Source organism: Allobacillus halotolerans (assembly GCF_018967645.1).
In the GTDB taxonomy this organism is placed as follows: domain Bacteria; phylum Bacillota; class Bacilli; order Bacillales; family Alkalibacillaceae; genus Allobacillus; species Allobacillus halotolerans.
Map to the genome: position 1 here is coordinate 74,432 of NZ_JAHLZF010000012.1, position 20,041 is coordinate 94,472.

The 20,041-nt window shown below is 40.5% G+C and carries 18 protein-coding genes; 12 read left to right on the forward strand and 6 right to left on the reverse strand.

What is annotated here, in order from left to right; all coding sequences use genetic code 11:
• Nucleotides 1-258 precede the first annotated feature (258 nt).
• The 4 genes from KQ486_RS09240 (at nt 259) to phnE (KQ486_RS09255) (ending at nt 3,840) form a co-directional block, all read left to right on the forward strand.
• Nucleotides 259-1,344, forward strand: a complete 1,086-nt coding sequence (locus tag KQ486_RS09240; RefSeq protein ID WP_216687431.1) for a phosphate/phosphite/phosphonate ABC transporter substrate-binding protein — start codon at nt 259-261, stop codon at nt 1,342-1,344.
• Nucleotides 1,345-1,434: 90 nt separating this feature from the next.
• Entirely contained in the window at nt 1,435-2,214 is a 780-nt protein-coding gene (gene phnC, locus KQ486_RS09245) for a phosphonate ABC transporter ATP-binding protein (protein ID WP_216687432.1), read from the forward strand.
• Complete coding sequence (gene phnE, locus KQ486_RS09250) at nt 2,207-3,019, forward strand: phosphonate ABC transporter, permease protein PhnE (RefSeq protein WP_216687433.1); 813 nt, start codon at nt 2,207-2,209, stop codon at nt 3,017-3,019. The genes phnC and phnE (KQ486_RS09250) overlap by 8 nt, the downstream gene beginning before the upstream one ends.
• Before the next feature lie 14 nt (nt 3,020-3,033).
• Nucleotides 3,034-3,840, forward strand: coding sequence for a phosphonate ABC transporter, permease protein PhnE (phnE, locus tag KQ486_RS09255; RefSeq protein WP_216687434.1), 807 nt, complete (start codon nt 3,034-3,036; stop codon nt 3,838-3,840).
• A 60-nt stretch (nt 3,841-3,900) separates the two neighbouring features.
• On the opposite strand, the gene KQ486_RS09260 is transcribed toward phnE (KQ486_RS09255), so the two are convergent.
• From KQ486_RS09260 to KQ486_RS09275, 4 genes are all read right to left on the reverse strand, one after another.
• Complete coding sequence (locus tag KQ486_RS09260; protein ID WP_216687435.1) at nt 3,901-5,475, reverse strand: bifunctional metallophosphatase/5'-nucleotidase; 1,575 nt, start codon at nt 5,473-5,475, stop codon at nt 3,901-3,903.
• Between the two features lie 120 nt (nt 5,476-5,595).
• Nucleotides 5,596-6,036, reverse strand: coding sequence for a universal stress protein (locus KQ486_RS09265; RefSeq protein ID WP_216687436.1), 441 nt, complete (start codon nt 6,034-6,036; stop codon nt 5,596-5,598).
• 168 nt (nt 6,037-6,204) lie between these two features.
• Nucleotides 6,205-7,176, reverse strand: a complete 972-nt coding sequence (locus KQ486_RS09270) for a sodium:calcium antiporter (protein WP_216687437.1) — start codon at nt 7,174-7,176, stop codon at nt 6,205-6,207.
• A 257-nt stretch (nt 7,177-7,433) separates the two neighbouring features.
• Nucleotides 7,434-9,011 carry a BCCT family transporter gene (locus KQ486_RS09275; RefSeq protein ID WP_216687438.1) on the reverse strand — a complete coding sequence of 526 codons (1,578 nt, stop codon included), beginning with the start codon at nt 9,009-9,011 and terminating at the stop codon, nt 7,434-7,436.
• 284 nt (nt 9,012-9,295) lie between these two features.
• On the opposite strand from KQ486_RS09275, the gene KQ486_RS09280 reads away from it, so the two are divergent.
• The 7 genes from KQ486_RS09280 to salA all read left to right on the forward strand — a co-directional run bounded on the left by KQ486_RS09280 (nt 9,296) and on the right by salA (nt 16,555).
• The gene (locus tag KQ486_RS09280; protein ID WP_216687439.1) at nt 9,296-10,351 is read left to right on the forward strand and encodes a TAXI family TRAP transporter solute-binding subunit; all 1,056 of its coding nucleotides are present in this window, start codon (nt 9,296-9,298) and stop codon (nt 10,349-10,351) included.
• Nucleotides 10,338-10,913, forward strand: a complete 576-nt coding sequence (locus tag KQ486_RS09285) for a DUF1850 domain-containing protein (RefSeq protein WP_246569267.1) — start codon at nt 10,338-10,340, stop codon at nt 10,911-10,913. The genes KQ486_RS09280 and KQ486_RS09285 overlap by 14 nt, the downstream gene beginning before the upstream one ends.
• A 102-nt stretch (nt 10,914-11,015) precedes the next feature.
• Nucleotides 11,016-13,259 carry a TRAP transporter permease gene (locus KQ486_RS09290; RefSeq protein WP_246569268.1) on the forward strand — a complete coding sequence of 748 codons (2,244 nt, stop codon included), beginning with the start codon at nt 11,016-11,018 and terminating at the stop codon, nt 13,257-13,259.
• A gap of 96 nt (nt 13,260-13,355) precedes the next feature.
• The gene (locus tag KQ486_RS09295) at nt 13,356-13,787 is read left to right on the forward strand and encodes an RDD family protein (RefSeq protein ID WP_144163857.1); all 432 of its coding nucleotides are present in this window, start codon (nt 13,356-13,358) and stop codon (nt 13,785-13,787) included.
• Between the two features lie 97 nt (nt 13,788-13,884).
• Nucleotides 13,885-14,619: an SDR family NAD(P)-dependent oxidoreductase gene (locus tag KQ486_RS09300; protein WP_216687440.1), complete on the forward strand. Its 735-nt coding sequence runs from the start codon at nt 13,885-13,887 to the stop codon at nt 14,617-14,619.
• A 111-nt stretch (nt 14,620-14,730) separates the two neighbouring features.
• Nucleotides 14,731-15,450, forward strand: a complete 720-nt coding sequence (gene cwlD, locus KQ486_RS09305) for an N-acetylmuramoyl-L-alanine amidase CwlD (RefSeq protein WP_216687441.1) — start codon at nt 14,731-14,733, stop codon at nt 15,448-15,450.
• A gap of 67 nt (nt 15,451-15,517) precedes the next feature.
• Nucleotides 15,518-16,555 carry an iron-sulfur carrier protein/transcriptional regulator SalA gene (gene salA, locus KQ486_RS09310; protein ID WP_144163860.1) on the forward strand — a complete coding sequence of 346 codons (1,038 nt, stop codon included), beginning with the start codon at nt 15,518-15,520 and terminating at the stop codon, nt 16,553-16,555.
• Nucleotides 16,556-16,637: 82 nt separating this feature from the next.
• Here salA and gerD read toward each other — a convergent pair whose 3' ends face one another.
• Nucleotides 16,638-17,294, reverse strand: coding sequence for a spore germination lipoprotein GerD (gerD, locus tag KQ486_RS09315; RefSeq protein WP_216687442.1), 657 nt, complete (start codon nt 17,292-17,294; stop codon nt 16,638-16,640).
• 143 nt (nt 17,295-17,437) lie between these two features.
• Between gerD and KQ486_RS09320 the strand changes: the two genes are divergently transcribed.
• A complete protein-coding gene (locus KQ486_RS09320; RefSeq protein ID WP_274236603.1) occupies nt 17,438-18,124 on the forward strand; it encodes a KinB-signaling pathway activation protein in 687 nt (228 codons plus the stop codon).
• 74 nt (nt 18,125-18,198) lie between these two features.
• Here KQ486_RS09320 and KQ486_RS09325 read toward each other — a convergent pair whose 3' ends face one another.
• Complete coding sequence (locus tag KQ486_RS09325) at nt 18,199-18,960, reverse strand: polysaccharide deacetylase family protein (protein ID WP_216687444.1); 762 nt, start codon at nt 18,958-18,960, stop codon at nt 18,199-18,201.
• Between the last annotated feature and the right edge of the window lie 1,081 nt (nt 18,961-20,041).

Below are 20,041 nucleotides of genomic sequence, written 5' to 3' on the forward strand. Positions count from 1 at the left end.
AGAGAAGGCCTTGTTTTTTAATCTAGTTAATGAGTATACTTAAGGTGTGTCGAATCTAGTGATAAGAAGGTGATCTCGAACTATTTATGTTCACATGGAAAGCTCGGCAAAAGGTTGTTAGGAGTCCCTTATATCGTTGAATTTGACTTACATAAAAGATGGCCGAGGTGTTCGAACAACTGAATAGAAATCGTGAGCACTTTTTCATTATTCATTTTCACAATCAACGTACATTCACAAACAGAAAGGGAGATCACATTGAAAAAAGGTTTACTATTACTTTTATTTACCTTATTTATCTCACTATTGGTAGCTTGTGGGGACGACTCAGAAGAGAGTAATGCAGAATCTGGTTCAGAAGAGAGTAGTTCAGAAGAGAATGGATCAGAAGAAGCATCTGAAAACAAGTCCATTGATTCGCTTTCTATTGGATTTGTCCCTTCGAGAGATCCGGAAGAAATCATCACTGCTACAGAACCGCTGAAAGAATTATTAACCGAAGAAATGGCTAATTTAGGCTATGACATTGGTGAAGTTGATATTACCGTAGGAACAAACTATGAAGCAGTTGGTGAGTCATTGTCTGCAGGAACATCTGATATTGGGTTAATTCCTGGTGGTACGTATGTTCTATACGATGATGGTGCTGAAGTTGTTTTGACAGCAACACGTGCTGGACTAAGTGTTGATTCAGATGATCCAAAAGAATGGAATGATAACAAGCCGACAGAAGCATCAGATGAGCAAGCGACTGGTTATCGAGCATTAATTATTGCGGGACCATCAGAAAAAGGTCAAGAATTAGCTCAAAAAGTAAATAATGGTGAAGAGTTAACTTTTGAAGATGTCAATAGTGCATCTTGGGCAGTCATGTCATCATCTTCTCCAGCTGGATACATCTATCCTGCACTATGGCTTGGAGATCAATATGATAAAACAATCACGGATTTAGACAACGTGGTTAAATCTGATTCTTATGGAAGTTCCTTTGCAAGACTTGCGCAAGGCCAAATTGACGTCATGGTAACATACGCGGATGCTAGACGTGACAATGAAGATAAGTGGCAAAGTGAATTCGGTGGAGAAGGCACGATTTGGGATGAGACGAATGTTATCGGTGTCACACCTTCCATTTATAACGATACCGTAAGTGTCAGCAAGAATTCAGAGATTATGGATGAAGACTTGAAAGCAGCCATTCAAGAAGCATTCATTAACATTGCTCAAACAGACGAAGGAAAAGAAGTTATTTCTATTTACAATCACGAAGGATACCAGAAAGCAGAATCTTCTGATTATGATAACGAACGTAAAGCACAAGAACTTGTTCAAAACCAAAATTAATCGATAAACCAGACTGATTGAATAAGAAGTGATTCTACGATGAGCGCATCATTTATGATGTTCTCATTTTCTTAGATTGGAGAATAATAGATGATTGAATTTATTAATGTTGGAAAAACATATCCGAATAATGTAAAAGCATTGCAAGATGTCAATCTGAAAATCGATCAAGGAGAATTCGTTGCCATTATCGGTTTGTCAGGTGCTGGGAAGTCTACATTGATCCGCTGTATTAATCGGATGCATGATATTTCGGAAGGGAAAATCATTGTTGACAACGTAGAAGTGAATTCGTTAAAAGGAAAGGAAGTACGAAAGTTTCGCCAGCGAATCGGAATGATTTTTCAGTCCTTTAATTTAGTTACACGTATCTCTGTGTTAAAGAATGTTCTTGTATCCTTTGTGCCTGAGCTTCCGTATTGGCGTAAAATCACAGGAATTTTCTCGAAGGAACAAAAGATCAAAGCTTTGACAGCTCTTGATCAAGTCGGGATTTTGGACAAGGCTTATGTGCGTGTTGATCAATTATCTGGAGGCCAACAGCAACGGGTCGCTTTGGCAAGAACACTGGCACAGAATCCAGATATCATCCTTGCCGATGAGCCCATTGCTTCACTCGATCCGGTGACGGCAAGACAGGTGATGGATGATTTTAAAAAGATTAATCGTGAAACGGATATGTCTGTCATTATGAATATTCACCACGTTGAAATTGCTTTAGAGTATGCAGACCGTATTATAGGTGTCAAGGAAGGTCAAGTTGTTTATGATGGTAAATCAACTGAAGTAACGGATGATGTGCTTGATCTAATTTATAAAGGTAAAGTGGAAGAAATTCAAAGTGAGGCAGAGGAGCGATACAATGTATGATAAAATCATTCCTCCTTCCAAAATTACTCTTCCAAATGGAAAAGTAGTACATGAGAAGAAATCCCGAACGCCCATCATCATCCTGTTGCTTATTATAGCGACCATCATTTCCGTTCGGTTTACAAATTTCGAAATGAGTGTACTTGTATCCCGAATCAGTGAGTTTTTCGTCATTATTGACCAAATGATTCCTCCGAAATGGGAGTATATAGACTTTATTTGGCAACCATTGATGGACACAATTAAAATGTCATTGTTAGGTTCCATACTAGGTTCAATTGCTGCTGTTCCTGCGGCATACTTTGCTGCCTCCAATGTAATGAGCAAACCGGTTGCAGCTGTCAGTAAATTTTTGTTGAGTATATTGCGGACTTTGCCAACGTTGGTGAGTGCATTGATCGCAACGTTTATTTTCGGTTTAGGAACTCTAGCTGGAACGGTTGCGATTTTCTTGTTCACCATTGCCTACGTAGGGAAATTATTATATGAGCAGATTGAAAATGCAGATATGAAATCATTTGAGGCCATGGAAGCAGCAGGAATGACAAAAATACAGGCTTTTCGATATGCAATTTTTCCACAAGTACTGCCTAATTACTTGTCAACATCATTATTCTGTTTTGAAGGAAATGTTCGATATGCAGCGATCCTTGGTTATGTAGGTGCAGGAGGTATCGGATTATTATTGGATGAAGGCCTTGGCTGGCGCGATTACCCAAGTGTTGGCATGATTCTCTTAATGCTAATCATCACCGTTTATCTGATTGAACAAGTCAGTGAGCATTTCCGGAAAAAGTTAATTTAAAGGAGTTACTTGATATGGATGCAATCGAAAAACAGCTAAATAACCCTCCTTGGAATTTACGCTATATATTGATCGTGACTGCGCTTGTCCTGATTCTGTTCATTTGGTCGCTCTCGGCAATAAATTTGGAGAATATGGGACAAAGCGGATTAGAAATAGCGGCAAGCATAATTGGTGGGATTTTGAATCCCGATCTTGAATTATTATTTAATTTTACCTCTCAAGGTGTCATGTATTTACTCGTTGAGACAATGGCAATTGCGTTTCTTGGTACGATTATTGGTGCCATTCTAGCCATTCCACTCGCGTTTTTGTCGGCTTCAAATATTGTACCGAAGCCAGTCGCTGGATTGACGAGAATCATTCTGATCGTCATTCGTACGATTCCGGCTCTCGTATATGGGCTTATGTTCATCCGTGTTACTGGACCCGGGCCTTTTGCTGGAGTATTAACGATTTCATTGATCTCTATTGGCATGCTCGCAAAGTTATTTGTAGATGCTATTGAAGACTTAGATACAAGTATCCTGGAATCAATGACATCAATCGGATGTACGACGTTTGAAAAAATACGATACGGGATTTTTCCGCAGCTATTCTCCATGTTTTTATCAGTCATTATTTATCGATTTGATATGAACCTGAGAGAAGCTTCAATTTTAGGGCTTGTAGGTGCAGGTGGTATTGGTGCACCACTCATTTTCGCAATGAACGCTTATCGTTGGACAGAAGTTGGATCCATCTTGATTGGTCTGGTTGTTCTGATTCTGATTGTTGAGTTATTCTCAAATCGAATTCGAACGAAACTTGTCAGAGGTTAAAAAAAGGTCTATTCCTCGCTTTTGAGGGATAGACCTTTTTAGGTGAATAAACACTGACAATTAGATGGTTACAGTAAAGTTGTTGGTCACGGTTGGTTGAATCGTTCGATGTTTCTCTATGTAACGACTGATGAGCTCTACCATATCCTGTTGAATTTCTTTAACAACCGGTTTTCCTTTGAACATATAAAAATCGCCGCCCCCACTTGCACGATAATTATTCATGACAACTTGATAGGTTTTGTCTGGATCCAGTGTCATTCCTTTATAGGTGACATTCTCGATACGGCTACCAATTGGATTGGATACACGGATTGTATAGTCAATCCCTTCCCACATATCGTAATTAAAATGTTGAGGTTTCGGATATTCATATGCAGGATTAACTTCAAGATTTCCTTCAGAAGCGACCATAAAGTAGGATGCATTCTTTTCCAGCGCCTCTAGAATATCTGACCCGGATAACTCAAGGACTTCAAGCGTATTTGGAAAGACGTAATTCGATACAATATCTCGCATCGTAATCGTGGAAGAGAACCCTTTAGATTCATTACTTAACAAAGAAGTAACTGAAATATCTACACCACTTGCTTCCATTTGTACCTGTTGGATAAACTCGATAAACGAATGTTTTTGAACTCTCGCTTGAAATGGATCAGCGATGGTCATATCTCCTTGTACTTGGCCGATAGGTTTATCTAGCCACATTTGTGTCGATCGTTCGAATGGCTCTGTCAATTCCATTAAGTGAGGGTCAACTTCCACATCGGTTAAACTTTTCACTTCTCCCTCTTTAGTCGCCACTCGCCATTGATTGTCTTCATGCATTAGTTCAAGATTAATCTCCCCGTAAAAATTCCCGTTGTTTCCGGGTTGGATCACTAGGCAGTCCTCAATTTCACCTGTTAGAACACGATGCTGATGACCGGTTAATAAGACATCGATTCCATCTATTTGACTAGCCATCTCATAGCCTTGATTTTCACCTGTCAGTCTTTCGGTTGGTTCGCCAGTTTCTAGATCTCTTTCAAATCCGCCATGATAAGCTGCGATTAACAGGTCACACTTTTCTACTGATCGAATTTCTTCTACCCAATATTTGAGTGTAGTGTAGGCGTTTGCAAACTGAATACCTTGGATATGCTCGGCTTTTTCCCAGTTTGGTATATAATGAGTTGTTACACCAACGACACAAACTTTCACCCCGTTCGATAATGTTTTGGTTATGTAAGGTGGGCCGAAATATGGTTGATTCGTTTTTTTGTCCAAGACATTTGCAGATAACCAAGGGAAATTTGACGCGTTTACAGCATCCTTCAATATTTCTTTTCCAAAGTTAAATTCATGGTTGCCAATAATCGCTGCATCAAGACCGATCTCATTCATCATAGAAATCATCGGATTTTGTTTTTCAGCATGTTCTTTTACGAAGTGCATCATAAAAGGCGTTCCTTGAATTAAGTCGCCGTTATCAATCACAATCGTATCGGGGTTTTCTTCTCGGTGTTGTTTGACAGCAGTTGCATATTTTGCGAGTCCAAGCTCAGCTGGTTTATTTGTTCCATAATTAATAGGTCTGGCGTTCCCATGTACATCACTTGTATAGATTATTCTTACGGTTGTTTGATTACTCACCTAGTAACATCCTTTCTCATGATCTGATATAACTGTACAGCTTAAAATGACCACCCCGACAACATACATAGAAGGGATGGTCATTTTTAAACAAACATGGACGGTTCATTTTTTCCGAAATCACTCACTACGCACAATCAACACATCACAAGGTGCCGTGCGGGTGATCGCCTCAGAAACACTTCCGAGCATGACGCGCTCAACAGCGTTCAGTCCGGTTGCACCGGTTAATATTAAGTCAATATCATATTTTTTCGCGATTTCTTTCGGGATTTTTTGACGAGGACTGCCGAATTCCAAGACCGTTGTTACTTGTTCGACGCCGGCTTGTTTTGCTTCTTCTTGATGCTCTTCAAGCAACTTCTTCCCGAACTTTTCAACTTCTGATAAAATCGCTTGATTATAATGCTCAATCGTTGCGAATGTTCGATAATCAACAACGTGAGCTACAACCAATCGTGCATCAACTTCTTTGGCAATCCGGCAAGCCTTATGGAAGGCTTTCTTCCCATTTTCGGAACCATCTACAGCAACAAGAATATTGTCATAGTCTTTCAACATGTCCATCTCTCCCTTACCTTTTTATAATTCTATTATATCATGTAAAAAGAAGTAGATTTTTGGAGAAAGATGAGCGTTTCGTGATTTTTTTGAAAATGGAGTGGATTTGCAGTGTAAAGAAACAGCCATCCACCTTGCTAAGCGGTGAATGGCTGTTGTCGTTCATCGTTAAAAAATCATATACGAAAGAACAAGATACATTAAAACGATCAAAATGGACGGCCATGCGTAGCCGATGTTCGTTTGTTTATCCTTCCTCATTAAGATGTACAGCATTACAATCATCATGAGAACACCCAGTAACGCTGTCCAAATCATCGCAGGACTTGTTCCTTGAAGAATGGCACTTTCACGGTAAAATGCATCCGTTACGACGAGTAACATCAAATTGAATATGTTGCTTCCAAGGATTGATCCGGCTGCCATCGCATAATTTGCCATACGAAAAGCAACGACTACAGTGACTAATTCAGGTAAAGAAGTCGAAGCGGCAATTAACACACTTCCGACGAAACTGGCGTTCATCCCTGAGATCTCCGCCAGACGGTCACCAGTAATCGACAGAACACTACCGGATGCAAAGACAATCAACGCGAAAAGAATAAAATTAACGACTGCTCTCTTCAGTGTAATATTGATGTTTCGGCTTTCTGCTGCTGATTCATCGGTTTGACCCTCTGGATTTCCGTCAAACATCTTCAAAACAAGGATGTAACCAATGACTAGTAGATACATCTCCAGCCCAATATCTAAAAAGGATGGCGTTTCATTCCAAAGAATCGCTACGACAACTAATCCGGTGAATATGATCCCCGCGATGACGGATGGGACTTGCTCACTGGATCGCAATTGATTAAAAGCACGTCTTTTTCGGTAAAATAAATCAACACTCGCTAAAATCAACAAGTTAAATACATTACTGCCTAGCATATTACCGACAGCAATATCGGGGTTATCGATATAGACGGCGGTTAAACTCGTTGTCAGCTCTGGAAGGGATGTGGCTCCGGCAATCAGTAACCCACCGACCATCGCTCCACTCAGAGTTGATTTTTCGCTGATGACATCGCCGTATTTATTCAACTGAACGGCAGCAAATACGACAATGGCTGCTGCTAAAATAAACAAAAATAAAACCAAGATTCATTCCTCCCAATGGACTCCCATTAAATTATAGGAAAGCCGAATACCTGAAGGCCTGTTATCTAGGTTCCCTGATTTTGAAAAAATAAAAAACCCTGGCCTCAGATTCGGCCAAGGTCTTGCGAGTTATTTGATGAACCGGGTACTTTTAAAAGCACCGAAATGACGATTCACCAACCGTTTGGGCGGTCGCTACTCCCCTTGTTTCCTTCTTCTTTAAATATAATGCAAGGATTGTCCGTTGTCAATTTCCATTACGACTTCGGGTTGTCATCCTTCCCGTTTTCCATTTGTTCTAAGCGATCTTGCATTCGTTTATATCTTCTTAATTCACGCTTGCTGATTGGCACGATGTCTTTACGTAATAGCTTGATCAACGCTGCAATCATCAAGAGCATTAGGACGGCGAATGGCAATGCTGCGATGAGTGATGCCGTCTGCAATGCTTCCAATCCGCCGGCGAATAAAAGCACCCCGGCAATCGCTGCCAGTAACACGCCCCAGATCATTTTGACCCGCATTGGAGGGGTCAAGCTTCCTCTAGTAGTCATGCTTCCCAGTATATAAGCTGCTGAGTCAGCTGACGTAATTAGGAATGTCGCGACTAGCAAAATAGCAAGTAACGATGAAAGGGTCGGAAGCGGCAATATTTGTAGCATTTCAAATAACGCAACCGTTACATCGGCATTAACGGCCTCTGCAATTTTCGTGCCGTTCTTTAAATCACTATGAAGCGCAGTTCCACCGAATGTTGCGAACCAAAATAATGAAATGAGCGGCGGAACAATCATGACACCGAATATGAATTCCCGAATTGTTCGTCCTCTGGAAACGCGAGCGATAAACGCTCCGACAAACGGTGACCAAGCGATGACCCACGCCCAGTAGAAGATTGTCCAATCACGAACCCAGGTGCCACCTTCATAAGGCGTCAACCGTAGGCTGTATTGAATGATATTCGTGATATAGTCACCAAGACCAAGGACAAATGAATTTAAAATGAATACCGTCGGACCTGTTATAAAAACGAATAATAGCAAAAGAATGATCAAGCTCATATTGATATTGCTGAGATATTTAATCCCCTTATGCAACCCGGTAGTGGATGAAATCATGTAAGCGATGAAAATGAATACAATAATCAATACTTGAATCCACCCATTGTTGGGAATCCCGAATACGGCGTTCAGCCCGCCATTCATTTGAAGAACGCCCAAGCCAATCGAAGTGGCAATGCCGATAACCGTTGCAATCACGGCCAAAGAATCGACTGTTGTTTTAATATTTGCATGGCTTCCGGTAATTGGTTCAAGAGCTGTTGAAACAAGTCCGTCACGTTTCTTCCGGTATTGCAGGTAGGCAATGACCAATCCGACTAAGGTGAAAATTGACCATTGGTTCATGCCCCAGTGGAAAAATGAATAGCCCATTCCGACTCGTGCCGATTCCACGCTATGATCTTGAATGTCAGGAAAAGGGGATTCGAAAAAATGGCTCATTGGCTCTGCGACACCCCAGAACACAAGCCCAACACCAAGACCGGCGGAAAATAACATTCCGATCCACGTGAAAAACGGAAACTCTGGACGCTCGGTCTCTCCTCCAAGTCGAATTTTTCCGAAGCGGGTGAGTGCCAAACCGAGCAAGAATACGGTAAACATAAACACAACAATTAGGTAGAACCAACCAAAATAGGTGGTCGTAAAGCCGTAAAGTGTCTCTGAAACAGAGGCGAATTGATTCGGCATGGTGGCTCCTAAAATTGCCAGCAGCCCGACAAAGAAAGCTGAAATAATAAAGACAGGGTTTTTCATTAGATCGTTTAGATTCATCGGTGAACTCCTTTTTGATTGGTAGATTTATATCCCTTTTCCCAGTAACTTATTTATTATTTTATAATAATTATGAAAATTATCCAATTATGTATCAACATTTATGTTAGTAAACCTGCTTGTCTGCAAAATAAGACAACCCATTTTTAACCAGTTATAAAATTAATTTACGGAAATAAAGTTAGTTTTTGTTTTAAATTAACTATTTTTAATGTATAATATTTTCAGACAACCATGAAGAATCAGCAAGTAAATCTTCAAAAACAATTATAGGGGGATTTTTTATGAAGAAACTTAGTCTTTTGCTTGTCCTTCTGTTATCACTAGGTCTATTCTTAGCTGCTTGTGGCGGTGACAATGCCGGTGATGCAAATGAGACGGACAGCGGTTCAGAAGAAGAATCTGGTTCAGAGGAAAGCTCTGGCTCTGAGGAAGACTCTAGTGGAGAAGAAGCCTCAGCTGGAGAAGATTGGGAAGAAAACGTTACGTTGTTAACGGGTGGAGAAGCAGGTACGTACTATCCACTTGGTGTTGCCATGGCTGACATCATGACTGAGAACGTCGACGGTGTAAGCGCTAACGGAGTATCTTCTGGTGCTTCTGTTGTTAACGCGAACGAATTGAGCGATGGAAATGCAGAGTTTGGTTTACTGCAAAATGATATCGCTTACTATGCACATGACGGGTCCCATATGTTTGAGGAAGTGGTTGATGGATTCAGTGGTGTATTCACGATGTATCCAGAAACAATCCAGCTTGTTACACTAGCCGATAACGGCATTGAAACAGTGGACGATTTAAAAGGGAAGCGTGTCGCTGTGGGTGATGTTGGTTCAGGTACAGAAGCGAACGCCAATCAAATCCTAGGTGCTTATGACATCACTTATGATGACATTAACGAAGAGTTCATGGGCTTCGGTGATGCTTCAACTGCACTACAGGACGGAAACATTGATGCGGCTTTCGTAACTGCTGGTACACCAACAGCTAGTATTCAAGAGCTTGCGGCAAGTGCGGATGTGAAAATTGTTGGTCTTAGCGATGAAAAGATTGATCAACTGATCGATGAATATCCGTATTACACGCGTGTTGATTTGGACGAAGACACGTACGACAGTTTCGATGCAACAGCATCCACCGTCGCTCCACTAGCGATGTTAGTTGTACGTGATGAATTGCCTGAGGATCAAGTGTATGAACTCACCAAAGCGATCTTTAATAATCTTGATGATTTAGCGAACGCACACGTGCGTGGTGAAGATATTACGCTCGATTCCGCTCAAGATGGAATGTCTATTGATTTGCACCCTGGAGCTAAAAAGTTCTATGATGAGCAGTAATTCTCACGACCGTGCAACAAACAGAAAGGCATTGCTTTCGAGCAATGCCTTTTTAAAAAGATTTAACTGGATTCTTCTCATCATCTTGCTTTTCATCCTTGTTGCGATGGTCATTTTCTTTTCACAATCTACATATCTATTACAAATAGAAAAAGTAGAAAATGGTGAGATCCTTTGGGAAGAAGAAATTGAAAAGAATGAATGGTTTGCCCACGAGTACATTCATTCTGTTGAAAAATCCCCTGTTATCGAAAAATTTAAATTTGATTCATCTGGAAAAATTTTAACCATGGAAAGTTGGACAAAATCGTTTGGTGCAGGATTGCCTTACGAACGAAAAGGCACCGTGGAAATGATCGACGGCTATTTTGTCATTAAGGACTTGAACAAGCCGATTCACGACAATAAGTTATTGATGCAACCTTCCGATTTATTTCCACATAAGTTTTATTTCAAGGATCAAGAACTTACTTTATCTGAAGAGCCATTTATTAAAAACGTCATAGAAATAAAGGTAAATGAATTATCTGGTTTTGAGCGTTTAACCAACCTATTTAATTAATAGAGTACATGAAGGTATTTAACTCTCTGCCAATAACTAAGATTTTCTTTTAAATTATTTGGATTATTAATTTGAGCTTTAAAAGAGAGAGAGGTTCATAGTATGGATGAAACACAACATATGGATAAAAAAACACAACAAGAGATGATTAATGAACTTGAAGGTAGCGACCGTGATGTGAGAGGGTTTTGGGCTTTCACAACAATAGCCGTAGCCGTATTTCTTTCTTTATATCATTTTTATATAGCTGGTTTCGGTTTGCCGGGAATTGGTTCGAAGACGTTTTTGATTTTTCACCTGACATTAGGTTTAGTGCTTGTGTTTTTAATCTTTCCGCCTAAAAAAGGTTTAAATCAAAAGACGGTTCCTTGGTATGATGCATTATTGGCAATCATGTCGTTTGGTGTTGGGATGTATATCATTCAAAATCAAACATCTTCATCGATCATTTCTGGTCGCCCAACTGATTTTGATTTGGCAATAGGGCTAGCTTTGATTATTTTGGTGTTGGAAGCAACAAGACGTGTCGTAGGAAAGCCGCTTGTCATTATCGCCTTAATTTTCATTGGGTATTTCTTCCTTGGGGAGTATATGCCGGGTCAATTCTTTCATGATCGTGGTGACTTTGAGCGTTTCGTTTACGAAATTTCCTATCGTAACAACGGAATCTTTGGAACCCCAATTTATGCATCGGCTCAATTTGTGTTCATCTTTATCTTGTTTGGAGCCATTTTGGAGTCAACAGGAGCGGGCCAGATGTTCATCAATTTAGCGATCCGGGCATTCGGACGCTTTAAAGGTGGTCCGGCAAAGGCTTCCGTATTAGCAAGTGGAATGATGGGAAGTATTTCAGGAAGTTCGACTGCGAATGCGGTGACGACTGGTACATTTACCATCCCACTTATGAAAAAAGTAGGATTCAAGCCACATGTATCAGGTGGGATCGAGGTTGCAGCTTCATCCAGTGGACAGTTTTTACCACCGATTATGGGTGCGGCAGCCTTCATTATGGTTGAATTTACGGGAATCCCGTATTATCAAATCATTCAGAGTGCCATTATCCCTGCCTTGTTGGCTTATGTAGGAATTCTCTTTATGGTTCATTTCGAAGCTTCGAAAAACGGTATTCAAGGGATACCGAAAGCAGAGTTGCCGAAAGGCCGTAAGTTATTACTGCAACAAGGTTATCTTTTATTCCCGATTTTCGTTCTGCTTTACTATTTGGTTGTCGAACGCATTTCGGTTAATAATTCAGCGTTCTTCTCGATCGTCGTCTTACTGGCGATGGCATTATTTGCTCACCGCTTCAAAGAAAGCTTAGGGCGTTCGTTACTGTATGCAGCCGGATTGATTGCCATTGTCTATGGCTTCCAGTTTATTGTGGGTACACTGAATAATGGTTTATATCAATTGAATGGATTATTCGGTACGGATGTATTCGGAACAGAAACAGTTCGTTGGAAACCAGAAATGACGATGCTAGTCATTCTTGGTTTGGTCGTTGCATTAACCTTTGCGGTCGTTCAACGAAAATCCAACTTAGGTGCAACGCCATTTCGATATGGCTGGAGAAATGTTGTTGAAGGTTTCGAAACCGCTTCTCGAAATGCGCTGTCCATTATCGTTGCCTGTGCGACAGCGGGAATTTTGATCGGTGTTATTACGACATCCGGTTTATCAACGAAGTTTACGCGAATTGTTGTCGGTTTCTCAGAGACATTGACGAATATGTTGCCAACCTTTATGGTGACGGACAACACGCAGCTTTACTTCACATTAGTTTTAACCGTTTTCGCCTGTTTGCTTTTAGGTCTTGGGTTGCCGACTACTGCAACATATGTCGTGCTAGCGGCGATTGTCGCACCGATCTTAACGGATATGGGTGTTCACGTATTAATTGCCCATTTATTTGTTCTTTATTACGGGGTGTTGGCGGATGATACGCCTCCGATCAACTTGCCGGCTTATGCCACAGCAGGAATTGCGAATGCCGGACCGGTTCGAACGGGTGTGCAAGGGTTTAAATTTGACTCAGCTGCACTATTGCTGCCGTTTGTCTTTACGTTAAATCCAACCATTTTATTTTTGACAGATGCATCCTGGTATGAAGTCATTTGGGCAATTATTACAGCGACGATTGGTATGATTGCATTTGCTTCATTTATTCAAAATTGGCTCATTCACAAGTATGTATGGTATGAACGAACGATTGCCTTGCTGTCAGCTTTATTATTCATTCAGAATAACTGGATTACGGATGTTGCTGGTATTGTTCTCCTGGCTGTATTGCTCATTTTGCAAATCATCAAGAAAAAACATCACCAGCATAAAGAACAAACCGTTTAATATTGAAATGACTAAACAACCTCTGGAGTGAATTCAGAGGTTGTTTTTTATATAATGGGGTGCAGACGGATAGCTATGTACGAAGGGGGTTATTGGATGATCGAAAATAAGCCGGCTGGATTTTGGATACGGTTTTTGGCCATTTTTATTGATAGCCTATTTGTTTCGCTCCTCACTTGGTTGGTTGCCGCATTGATTACAGGAGAAGTGGAACAATTACAGCAAACACAACAGCAAACTGAAACAAATGCAGAAGAATTATCCAGTTCTATTTACAGTGTATTCTTTATTATTCTTTTCACGGCTTCACGCTTCAAAGGTTCGCCGGGTAAAATGATCTGTAAAATTCAGGTGACCAATGAAGATGGCTCGACCATTAGTATTTTGAAATCGCTCGGTCGTTACTTTGCTTATATCCTCTCCGCATTGATTTTAATGATCGGATTCATGATGGCGGGATGGACGGAAAGAAAAAGGGCCCTTCATGATTATATTTGCCAAACTGTTGTGACCTACCGCGATCAATAATCTCTAAATCGGGTAATGATGTAGTGAATGAATACTTTTGGTGATTCAGCAAAAATTAGAAAGTATCTGTTCACTGAAATCGATGAGGAGGATGCTTATGCGATTAGATGGTCAAGTGGCAATCATTACAGGAGGCGTCAGTGGTATTGGCGAAGCAACAGCAAAATTGTTCGTTGAAAAAGGAGCAAATGTCGTTATTGCAGATGTCAATGACCCGAAAGGTGAAGAACTCGCTGAGGAACTAGGAGATCGTGCGTCATACATTTACACGGACGTCACCGAAGAAGAGGAAGTTAAACGGCTGATTGATCAAACGGTTGAGAAATTTGGAAAGCTCGATATTCTTTTTAACAATGCTGGTGTAGGACCTGTCATGGATACAACTGAGATGAATGATGACCAATGGAACCGGGTGATTGAAGTGAATTTGAATGGCGTTTTTTATGGAACAAAGCATGCCGTCAATCATTTTAGAGAAAAAGGAAGCGGCGTCATTGTGAATACAGCTTCTATGCTCGGCCACGTCGGTCAATCCCAAACGGCGGCCTACTCGGCATCTAAAGCTGGTGTCGTTAATCTCACCCGTGCAACTGCCTTGGAATATGCCAAAGATAATATTCGAGTGAATGCTGTATGTCCGGGATATGTGAAAACACCGCTGATGGAGCAGTTAGAAGAGGAAGATATTGAGGAATTGGCTCAAGTTACACCACTCGGACGCTTGGGAAGACCTGAAGAGGTTGCGAAGGCTGTATTGTTCTTGGCGACAGATGACTCAAGCTTTATAACAGGTACTAGTTTAGTTGTAGATGGTGGTTATACAGCGAAATAGATGACTCGGACAAATCCGTAAGTGTATTTAGCACTTACGGTTTTTTGTCATGCAAAGCGAATCATATTTCCCCACCCTTGTCCATAAAATAGCAAGAGGGGAGGGGAGCTCTTGAAAAAGCTATGGTTCATTTTGTTATGGTTGGTCGGACTTTTGTTACTCATTTATCTGGTTCGCTATCCAATCCCATCATTCTTTTCACCTACGAATGTTACGATGCCGCTTGCGAATAAAGTAATTGTCATCGATCCGGGGCACGGTGGGCCGGATGGCGGGGCGGACCACGATTCAGTTTATGAAGAAACCATCGCATTGGAAACATCTTTGTTATTGCGTGATTATTTACAACAAGCGGGTGCATTGGTTTATATGACACGCGAGAAGGATGTAGATCTCGCAGCTGAGGGCACAAGAGGGCATTCCAATCGAAAATCAGAAGATATTCGAAATCGGGTGAAGTTTATACAAGAAAAGGATCCTGATTTGTTTATTAGTGTTCATCTCAATTCGATTGCGAGTTCTCAGTGGTCGGGGGCACAGTCGTTTTATTATCCGGACGATGAGGGGAAGAGCGAGGCGTTGGCAAAAGCCGTTCAAAAGCGCCTGCGTGAAGAAACAAACGGGACACGTGTCGCACTAGGATTAGAACAGATTTATTTATTGAAGCATGCAGATGTAACAGGAGCTTTAGTAGAACTGGGCTTTTTATCGAATCCAGATGAAAGACGACTACTGACGCAAGAGGACTATCAGAAGCGGCTGGCTACATCGATTGCTGAAGGAATTGTCGAATTTCTCATGGAAGAAGATGTAGATAGCGGTGCCTCTTAGTTAAGAAAACACATTAGTTTATGTTATACTAACCTTGCACGACTTTTTGAAAGGGAAGGTGTAACATTTGGTAACAGAAGAGCGAGTAAGAGAAATATTAAACCCGGTCAAAGACCCACATATACATAAAACCTTTGAAGAAACGGGTGCGATAGAAAGTATTAAGATTAAAGAAGAAAAAAATCACGTCAGTGTCAAGATTGCCCTAGCCAACCCGAATTCTGGTGAACAGCTTCAGCTGCAGCAGGAAATTGTCGGTATGTTAAAAGAAGAGGGTGCTGCTACTGTCGGTTTGCGTTTCACTGAATTACCAGAGGAATATAAACAAGCTGCTGACCAAGAGAGTGAAGCGAATCTTATCGGTCAAAAAGGAACAAAGTTCATCTCTGTCGCTAGTGGTAAAGGTGGTGTCGGTAAATCGACGGTTACTGTTAACTTGGCGATTGCATTGGCGCGACTTGGTAAGAAAGTCGGTATCGTCGATGCGGATATCTATGGCTTCAGCGTTCCAGATATGATGGGGATTGAAAACCGCCCACAAGTGCGAGGGGAAAAAATCATTCCTGTTGAGCGCTTTGGTGTACAAGTTATTTCCATGGGCTTTTTTGTTGAAGATAACTCCCCGATCATTTGGAGAGGACCTATGCTTGGAAAAATGCTGACAAGCTTCTTTAAAGAGGTGGAATGGGGCGACCTGGACTTCCTTCTATTGGACTTACCACCTGGTACAGGGGATATTGCATTAGATGTCCAATCTCTATTACCATCCTCCAAACAGTTAATTGTTACAACGCCACATCCTACAGCTGCTTTCGTCGCAGCTCGTGCGGGACAAATGGCTTTAAAAAATGAGCATGAGATCTTAGGTGTCATTGAGAACATGGCTTATTTCGAAAGTGCATTAACTGGCCAGAAAGAATATGTATTTGGTGAAGGTGGTGGAGATAAGCTTGCAGAAGTACTCGATACAGATGTACTTGGCCGTCTCCCGTTACAACAACCATATGATGATGAAGATATTTTTGCGCCTGGAATTTATCAAGAAGATCACCCGACAGGAAAGATCTTTTTGTCTATTGCCAATCAAATGATTAAGCGCGCATAATTAGATGAGCTGTCACAACAGATAACTTTGTGACAGCTCTTTTTAAATAGTGGATTGTTTAACAGGAAGCTTCACTTTTTTGCTACGCTCCAGCACTACTCTCATTTCCTCCACCTGATTGTCCACTACCTCCACTTCCGCCACCTTGCTGTTCTTGACCTTGGCCTCCACCTTGGCCGCCTTCGGATTGTTGTGCTTTCTCAGCTGCTTTCAATAAAGTCTCTGTCATTTTTGCTTTAAAGAGTGGACTTTCCAATGTCTCTTGTATGGTTTTTTCCAAATGAGCCTTAAAGGCCTGGCTGGATAAAGCTTGAACAATCGTTTCCTGCATCTTTGACTCTTGAAAGATCTTGATTAACTGTTCTTTATATGTGGAATCACTGAGTAAACCAGTCATTAGTTCCTTCATGCTATCTTCTGTCGCTTTCGTATAGGCTTGAACAAAAGAAGGATCTTCGAATAATTTCGTCCAATACTCTTTCGATTTCTCACTCTGTAATGTTTGCTCAATCGTATCCTTGACGACTTGTGCATTGAGAATTAATTCATTTTTCATGTCTTCTTCGGTCAGTAGGTCTTTTACTGCTTTTTTTCCGTCATCTGTTTTCAGGATATCAACAACCATTTTTTTCGTCGTTTCATAATCTGTATTTTGGGAGGACTGATCACTTTGGGTGCAGGCAGTCAATACAATGAATAAGCCTAATATCATAAACCCCGTAAGTTTTTTAAACGTCATGGTTTTTGCTCCCTCTGAAGATAGTTTCCTTTTTATCTTGATGAAGTTGTGAAAAAATATACATATTAAGGTCAGGCAAAAAATGTCGGTTCGTGGTAAAATACAATGGATAAATGATGTGTATAATGTTGGAGGGAAAGCAAGTGACGATTCGCAATTGGTTAAAATTTTCAAGTGTCGCCTTATTGCTAGGCTTTTTAGGAGCTGTCATCACAAGTTTCTTTGTAAGAGCAGACGCTTATCTGGAATATATGAACCCGTTAGATTTTTGGGAACTGACAGGAACGTTTTTGTGGTTTTCTGTATTAGGACTCCTTTACAGTGTCATTAGCCAAATGGGTTTCTTCGCCTATTTGACCGTGCACCAGTTCGGAAGAGGTTTTTTCGGTTATTTTTGGAAACACGCACAAATCGTGATTATTGCGATTGTATTGTTCGATCTTGTTTACTTACGTTACACAAGAGTAGATGAGCCGGGAAGTATATTTCCATACATAGTTGTCGCGGGCGTGTTATTCATCTATTCACTCGCGGTCGCCTACGTTAAAAAAGAGGAGACCCATCCGCGAGCGTTTTTACCGGCAGTATTCTTCATGACTGTGGTGACTGCACTCGAATGGATTCCGGGATTGCGTACGAATGATCCAGATACGATGATGATCATGATTGTCCCATTGGTCGCATGTAACACATACCAATTACTGCGATTGCACCATATTGTCGGTTACACGAATGAAAAGGGTGAAGAAGTTGGCATGCCGAATAAGGCTGAAGATGTACAAAAAAGAAGACCAACGGATACGAAGAAGAAAAACAAGAAAAGCAAATAAATACAAAAGTCCCCAAGTAAATCGCTTGGGGACTTTTTGAATGAGCATTGCTTTAATAGTTTGTTCCGTTTTTGTTAATTGATTGGCTCGAGGTCGATTTGAGCAGGTGAAAGAAGCTCGGTCACTGTGACAAATTGAAATTCCTCGGCTTCTTTTTGTTCAATGATTTGTTCCACGACTTCTGGTGCCTTCTTTAAATCATCCCGGATTGGCATAACAATAATATCGCCACTACTCGTTCCGCTGGCTATTTGTTTGCTGATGGTTTCCGCATGCTGCTTCTTATTCACATCTGCGTATACGCTCCAAAAAACAGTTCGGTAACCTAGCTTATGAATTTGTTCCGTCACTAACTCGGAATATTTGTTTTCAGGTACACGTACATACTGAAGCGGTTCATAGTCAAGATTTTTTAAAACAGTTTCGCCCCGCTCGATATCTTCCTTGATATAATCCAGCGAACGACCTTCATAAGACTTGTCCGAAAAACCGAGCAAACCAAGCTCATGATTTTCTTCAACAATCCACTCAGCTAATTCTTCATTGCGAAGAGCCCATTCTCCGTTCACGAAAAACGTGGCTTTGACTTGTTTTTCATCTAATACATTCATGACATCGACAATGATATCGTCTCCCCACGGTACATTAAATGTCAAAGCGATTTCTTTCTCTTCCTTCAAACTTTTCGTAATCGCACCCTCATTCACAGTCTGGTCCTGAGTGACATTTTCGAATATGTAATCGTTGGATAGTTGAATGGTAATTGCAAACAATAAAAGTAATGAAAGCACGGCAACCCACTTTTTCCAGCTTGTCCAATTGAATGTGTAAAACATAGATCCCATTCCTTCTTTGAATTCTATTAATTACGTTGGGACGTTCGTAAAACGCATACTCTGAAATAAAAGAGGAGTAGGTGGAAGAACACGAACGTCTATACCGCAATTTATTCAACAACCGTTCATTGGAAAATGTAAAAAAACACCTTCTTTTAAGCGGAAATTCTCTTTATAAATATCTATATGAATGTTTGCATATTTTTAGAATGGTTATATTACATAAAGCAGGAAGAAGAATAGAGATAATCACTTTAAAATATATAGAAATGGGTGAACATCCTTGTTAGGTCTATTGATTAATGAAAAAGAACAAAAAGAGCTCGAATACTTACTAAAGAAAGAAATGGACGAGCTACTCTTTGAAGTCACATGTGATGATTTCAATGCGGAAATAAAGAATTCCATTAAAAAAAGATATATTACGCTATTCAATGTTTATAAAAGATTTGCAAACCAAAATGAATTAGTTAATTACACCCCAAGAAAGAACTTCCCCCACGTTAAGTAACTTAAGTTGTAATGACGATAGGATAGTAAGAGAAAAGAATTTAAAGTTGATCCGAGACACCTCCCGTCTTAAGAAAGTAAGTGAGAAAGGGAGGTGTGAATAATGTAAACAGACCTTTCTGTGAAGCTGAAGTACTCATCGAACTAAGAATCCACTATTGAAACCCATCCGAAAAACTGTAGTATTAGAATGGTAAGTGGGTCGGACAGATGTAACACTGCAAAGACAAAAAAGCACAAGTTTAGTCAAAAAAATAATTTTATATTTTAGTATTGATTCGTCTAAATAGATATGATATATTTATTAGCGTTGTCAGGAGATACAACGGTTTGACTCTTTTTAAAAAAAGAATTCAATAAAGTTGTTGACAACATTTTGGAGCTATGATAAATTAAGTCTTGTCGCAAAAAACGACACACATTTCGAACCTTGAAAACTAAACAAAATAGCCTGATGTCAATTCGGTTTCTTTCTTATTGATTGGGAAAGAAATAAACGAAATTTTTTAAGCCAATCAAACACTTTATTGGAGAGTTTGATCCTGGCTCAGGATGAACGCTGGCGGCGTGC